At 72.2% G+C, this 6138-nt stretch carries 2 protein-coding genes; both read right to left on the bottom strand.

All coding sequences use genetic code 11. The features are described from left to right. The coding region (locus tag AB0C66_RS35870) for a type I polyketide synthase (RefSeq protein WP_362448791.1) at positions 1 to 1898 on the bottom strand (1898 nt) is incomplete at its 3' end. 34 nt (positions 1899 to 1932) lie between these two features. Beyond that, the coding region (locus tag AB0C66_RS35865) for an SDR family NAD(P)-dependent oxidoreductase (RefSeq protein WP_362448788.1) at positions 1933 to 6138 on the bottom strand (4206 nt) is incomplete at its 5' end.

Raw genomic sequence — 6138 nt, 5'->3', positions numbered from 1 at the left:
GTGTTGACGCCGCCGCGGAGGACGTCGGTGAGTGTCCAGTCGACGTAGGGGGTCAGGGCCTGTTCGCAGTCGGCGACGCGGGCGGCGAACACGGGAGAGGTGTCGAGCAGTCCGGCACCCATGCCGACCCACTGCGACCCCTGCCCCGGAAACACCAGCACCGGACCGGCGCCACTCGCACCCAGGCCGCCCACCGCCGCGGCGCCGCCCGGCTCGACCACCTCCGGATGGGTCTCCCCGGCGGCCAGGGCCTTCAGCCCCGCCATCAGCTCCTCGCGGTGCTCACCGATGACCACCGCGCGGTGGTCGAACACCGACCGGGTGGTGATCAGCGACCAGCCCACCTCGCCGGGCGACGGATCGGCATCTGCCGCCATGCGTTCGGCCAGCGCCGCCGCCTGCCCCCGCAGCGCTTGGTCGTTGTGCCCGGACACCACCCACGGCACCACACCACCCGCGACGCCCGCACCATCCTCCGGCGCCCGCTCCGTCGCGTCCGCCGGCTCGGCTGCCGCGGGGGCTTCTTCCAGAATCAGATGGGCGTTGGTGCCGCTGATACCGAAGGAGGAGATACCGGCCCGGCGCGGATGGCCACGGTCCGGCCAGGCCATCGGCTCGGCGAGAAGCCGCACCTGACCCGCGGTCCAGTCCACATGCGGGGTGGGCTCGTCGATGTGGAGCGTCGCGGGGAGATGGGCGTGCCGCAGCGCCTGGACCATCTTGATCACACTGGCGATGCCCGCGGCGGCCTGGGTGTGCCCGATGTTCGACTTGATCGAGCCGAGCCACAGCGGCTGATCGCCGGGGCGCTCCTGCCCGTAGGTGGCCAGCAGCGCCTGGGCCTCGATCGGATCGCCCAGCGTGGTGCCCGTGCCATGCGCTTCGACGGCGTCCACCTCGGCGGTGGACAGCTCGGCGTTGGCGAGCGCCTGGAGAATCACCCGCTGCTGCGAGGGCCCGTTGGGCGCGGTCAGACCGTTGCTCGCGCCGTCCTGGTTGACGGCCGAGCCGCGGATGACCGCGAGCACCCGGTGGCGGTTGCGGCGCGCGTCCGACAGCCGCTCCAGCAGCACCAGACCGACGCCCTCCGAGAAACCGGTGCCGTCGGCCGCCGCCGCGAACGGCTTGCAGCGCCCGTCCGGGGAGAGCGCGCGCTGCCGGGAGAACTCGGTGAAGCCACCCGGCGTGGCCATCACCGTGACCCCGCCCGCGAGCGCCAGCGAACACTCGCCGTTGCGCAGCGCCTGGGCCGCCAGATGGGTGGCCACAAGCGAGGACGAACACGCGGTGTCCACCGTCACCGCCGGCCCCTCCAGACCGAACGAGTACGACACCCGCCCCGACACCACACTGCCGAGATTCCCGGTGGCGACGTAGCCCGCCGAGTCACCGGTCGTCTGCCCGATGAGGGACAGGTAGTGGTACGCGTCCACTCCGGCGAACACACCGGTGTCACTGCCGCTCAGCGCGTCGCGGTTCAGCCCGGCCCGTTCGAACGCCTCCCAGGCGGTCTCCAGCAGCAGCCGTTGCTGGGGGTCCATCGCCGCGGCCTCGCGCGGGCTGATCCCGAAGAACTCGGCGTCGAAATCGGCCACGTTGCGCAGGAAGCCACCGTCCCGGGCGCTGCTGGTCCCGGCGTTCTCCGGATCCGGGTCGTAGAGCCCGTCGAGGTCCCAGCCGCGGTCGGCGGGAAACGGCGAGATGACGTCCACACCTTCGGTGACCACCCGCCACAGGTCCTCGGGCGTCTCCACATCACCGGGGAAGTGACAGGCCATCCCGATGATGGCGAGGGGTTCGCGGGCACGGTCCGTCATCTCTCGCAACTCCCGCCTGGCCAGCCGCAGATCGGCGGTCGCCCGTTTGAGATAGCTGCGCAGCTTCTCGTCATCCGTCATATCGCATCAACCCGATCGTTGCGGCCGTCGTGAGTCATCGGAGACTGTCGTCGGAGGGGGCACTCAGTTCGTGGTCGAGCACGTGGAACAGCTCCTCGTCGCTGGCCGACTCCAGATCGTCCCGACCCTCGTCCACCGGGGCCGTGCCGCCCCGGCCGCCGTCCACCGTGTGCAGCAGCCTCCGCAGCCGGGCCGCGATCCGTGCCCGCTGGTCCCGGTCCCCGAGCACCGATTCCACGGCCGCCTCGACGGAGTCGAGATCGGCGAGCAGCGTGTCGCACGCCGTCCCGGCGGCGGGCCCCAGCAGCTCCCCGAGCGACCGCACCACGGCAGTGGGGGTGGGATGGTCGAAGACCAGCGTGGCGGGCAGCCGGAGGCCGGTGGCGGCGCCGAGCCGGTTCCGCAGCTCCACCGCGGTCAGGGAGTCGAAGCCGAGCTCCCGGAAGTTCTGCGCGGGGTGCACGGACTCCGCCGTGCCATGCCCGAGCACCGTCGCGGTGTGCGCCCGCACCAGCTTCAACAGCGCCTGCTGCCGGTCCTCCAGCGTCATCGCGGCGAACGCCTCCGCCGACCGCGCGCCGGACACCGCTCCCGGCACCGCGCCGGTCGCCGCCTGCGGAGTACTGCGCACCAGGCTGCGGAAGACGGCCGGAAGGTCATCGCCACCGCCCCGACCGCGCAGCGTGGCCAGGTCCAGCCGGATGGGTGCCAGCATGGGAAGTCCACTGGTCAGGGCGGTGTCGAGCAGTGCCAGACCCTCGTCGGTCTCCAGCCCCACCATTCCGGCACGCGCCAGCCGCGCCCGGTCGGCATCGGTCATGCCCCCGGTCATCCCGGTCGCCTGCGCCCAGTAGCCCCAGGCCAGCGAGGTGGCGGGCAGCCCCTGGGCATGGCGGTGGTGGGCGAGCGCGTCCAGGAAGGCGTTGGCCGCCGAGTAGTTCCCCTGCCCCGCGGCGCCCAGCAGCCCGGCCGCCGCGGAGAACAGCACAAACGCCGACAGCCCCAGATCCTGGGTGAGTTCATGCAGATGCCATGCCGCGTCGGCCTTCGCCCGCACCACCTCGGCCAGCTGCTCGGGGGTGAGCGCCTCGACGGTGGCGTCCCGCAACAGCCCGGCCGCGTGGACGACCGCGGTCAGCGGATGCGGTTCGGACACCCCCTCCAGCAGCTTGGCCAGGGCCGCCCGGTCGGCGATGTCACAGCCCGCGACCGTCACCTCCGCGCCGAGCCCGGTCAGCTCCGCCACCAGCTCGGTGGCGCCCGGCGCGTCCTGCCCACGGCGGCTGACCAGCAGCAGCCGCCGCACTCCGTGACGGGTCACCAGATGGCGTGCGGTGGCGGCGCCGAGTGTGCCCGTACCACCGGTGATCAATACGGTGCCCTCCGGGTCGAGGGCGGCCGGGATCGTCAGGACGATCTTTCCGATATGGCGCGCCTGGCTGAAGTGGCGGAACGCCTCGGGGGCCCGGCGGATATCCCACAGCGTGGTCGGCAGCGGTCGCAGGGTGCCGTCCTCGAACAGTGCCGACAGCTCGGTCAGCATCTGCTGGATACGGTCCGGACCGGCGCCGCCGACCAGGTCGAACGCACAGTAGGTGACGCCGGGATACTCCTCACCGACCTGTTCGGGGGCCCGGATGTCGGTCCGGCCCATATCGATGAAGCGCCCGCCCGGAGTGAGCAGCCGCAGCGACGCGTCGACGAAGTCGGCGGCCAGGGAGTTGAGCACCACATCGACGGAGCCCGCGGCGTCACGCACCCGCTCCTCGAAGTCCAGACTGCGCGAGGAGGCGATATGGGCGTCATCGAAACCACGTCCGCGCAGCGCATGCCACTTCCCCGGGCTCGCGGTCGCATACACCTCGGCCCCCCAGTGGCGGGCCAGTTGCACCGCCGCCAACCCGACACCACCGGTCGCGGCGTGCAGCAGCAGCTTCTCCCCGGCGCGCAGCCCCGCCAGATCGGCGAGACCGTAGTAGGCGGTGAGAAAGGCCGATGGGGTGGTGGCCGCCTGGGTGTACGACCACCCGGCCGGGATATGCGTGATCAGCCGACTGTCGGTGATCACCAGCGGACCGGTGCCGTTGAACAGGCCCATGACCCGGTCGCCCACGCTGAACCGGTCGGTGTCCGGGCCCACTTCCACCACCACACCCGCGCCATCGCCGCCGAGCGGCCGGGGATCCTCGACCATGCCCAGCGCCACGACCACGTCATGGAAGTTCACCCCGCCCGCACGCAGCGCCACCCGCACTTCGCCTGGTCCCAGCGGCCGGGTGTTCTCCGGACAGTCGACCAGCGCCAGATGGTCAAGGCTGCCGTGACCGGTGAGCCCGAGACGCCATGCGGTGGAGCCCTCCGGCGGGGACAGCCGCTTGGCGGCGTCGTCCTGGACGAGGCGTGGGGCATACAACGTGCCTTCCCGAAGGGCGAGTTGCGGTTCGCCCGAGGTCGCCGCAGTCGCCATCGCCTCCAGCGTCGAGTCCGCATTGTCGAGGTCGACCAGCAGCAGCCGCCCCGGGTTCTCCGACTGGGCACTGCGCACCAGCCCCCATACCGCGGCACCCGACAGCTCGTGGACATCGTCGTGGCGGTGGATGGCGACCGCGCCGTGTGTGACGACGGCCAGCCGTGCGTCGGCCAGTTCGGGTGCGGCCAGGAACTCCTGTACCAGTGCCAGAACCCTGGCGGTGAGGGTGTGGGTGTCCTCGACGGGACCGGTTGCGCAGCCTGGACCGGTTGCGCAGCCTGGACCGGTTGCGGTGCCGGGAGCGGTGCGGCCGGGAGCGGCGAAGGAGGCGAACACCACATCGGGTGCCGGGGTCCCGTCCGCCACGGCCGTTCGCAGCGCGGTGAGGTCCGGGTGGCATGGCTCCCCGGGCAGCGCGGTGGCCAGCGGACCGGAGTCGGCTCCGAGGACAGCGGACCGGAGGCCGGTGGCGTCCGCGGCGTTCCCCACCCGCTCCCACAACAGCTGGAACAGCGTGTTCCGCCCCGCTGAACGCGCCCGGCCCAGCTGACCGTCCGGCACCGGACGCAGCACCAGATCGTCCACCGTCACCACCGGTGTTCCGGACGGGTCGACAGCGGTCAGCGCGAGCCGGTCCGCCGCCGTCGGGGTGAGCCGGATGCGGAGCGTGTCCGCACCGGTCGCGCGCAGCCGCAGCCCGCTCCAGGAGAAGGGGAGCAGGACGCGGTGCGCCTCCTCGGACGTGGGGTCGACGCCGAGGGCGCGGACGTGGAGGGCGGCGTCGAGCAGCGCGGGGTGGATGCCGAACGCGGTGGCATGGGCGCGCTCCTCCTCGGGCAGGGCCACCTCGGCGTAGAGACGGTGGCCGAGCCGCCATGCGGCGGTGAGCCCCTGGAAGGACGGACCGTAGCCGTAGCCGTGATCGTCCAGACCGCGGTAGAAGTCGGCCACGGGCAGCGGTGTGGCACCCTGCGGAGGCCAGACACCGGTCATCTCGGCGGTGTCCGTGATGGTCGCGGACGCGGTGTCGGCGGCGGACGAGGCGGTGAGTAGACCCGTCGCATGCCGTGTCCAGACCGTGTCGCCACTGTCGTCCGCCGGACGGGAGTGAATGGTCAGACCCCGGTCACCGGCGGCGTCCGGGGCGGTGACGGCGATCTGCACATCGACGGCCTCCCCTTCCGGAATCACCAGCGGCGCGTACAGCGTCAGCTCCGACACCTCGTCACAGCCGGTCCGGTCGGCGGTGTGCAGCGCGAGCTCGGCGAAGGCGGTCCCCGGGAGTAATACGGTGTCCAGCACCCGGTGGTCGTGCAACCAAGGGTGGACGCGCGGGGAGAGCCGACCGGTCAGCAGATGTGTACCGCCCTCGGCGAGCTCCACAGCGGCGCCGAGCAGCGGGTGCCCCGCCGCCACCAGGCCGAGGTCACCCGGATCACCGCCCTGGCCACCACGGTCGTCCAGCCAGTACCGCTCGTGCTGGAAGGCGTAGGTCGGCAGATCCACCACCCGCGGGGCCGGGTCGGTACGGAACCAGCGTGCCCACTCCACCTCGACACCTGCCGCGAAGGCCCGCGCCACCGATCGCATCAGCTGTGCCCGGTCACCGTGATCGCGCCGCAGCGTGGGCACCGTAGCGGCCAACACCCGCGCTTCCTCGAAGCTCTCCTGCATCCCGACGGTGAGGACGGGGTGGGTGCTGGCCTCGATGAATACGCGGTGGCCGTCGTCGAGCAGTGCGCGTACGGCGTCGGCGAACCGCACCCGCTC

Source organism: Streptomyces sp. NPDC048636, from assembly GCF_040650655.1.
Lineage (GTDB): Bacteria > Actinomycetota > Actinomycetes > Streptomycetales > Streptomycetaceae > Streptomyces.
This window is presented reverse-complemented; position numbering and strand designations above follow the sequence as displayed.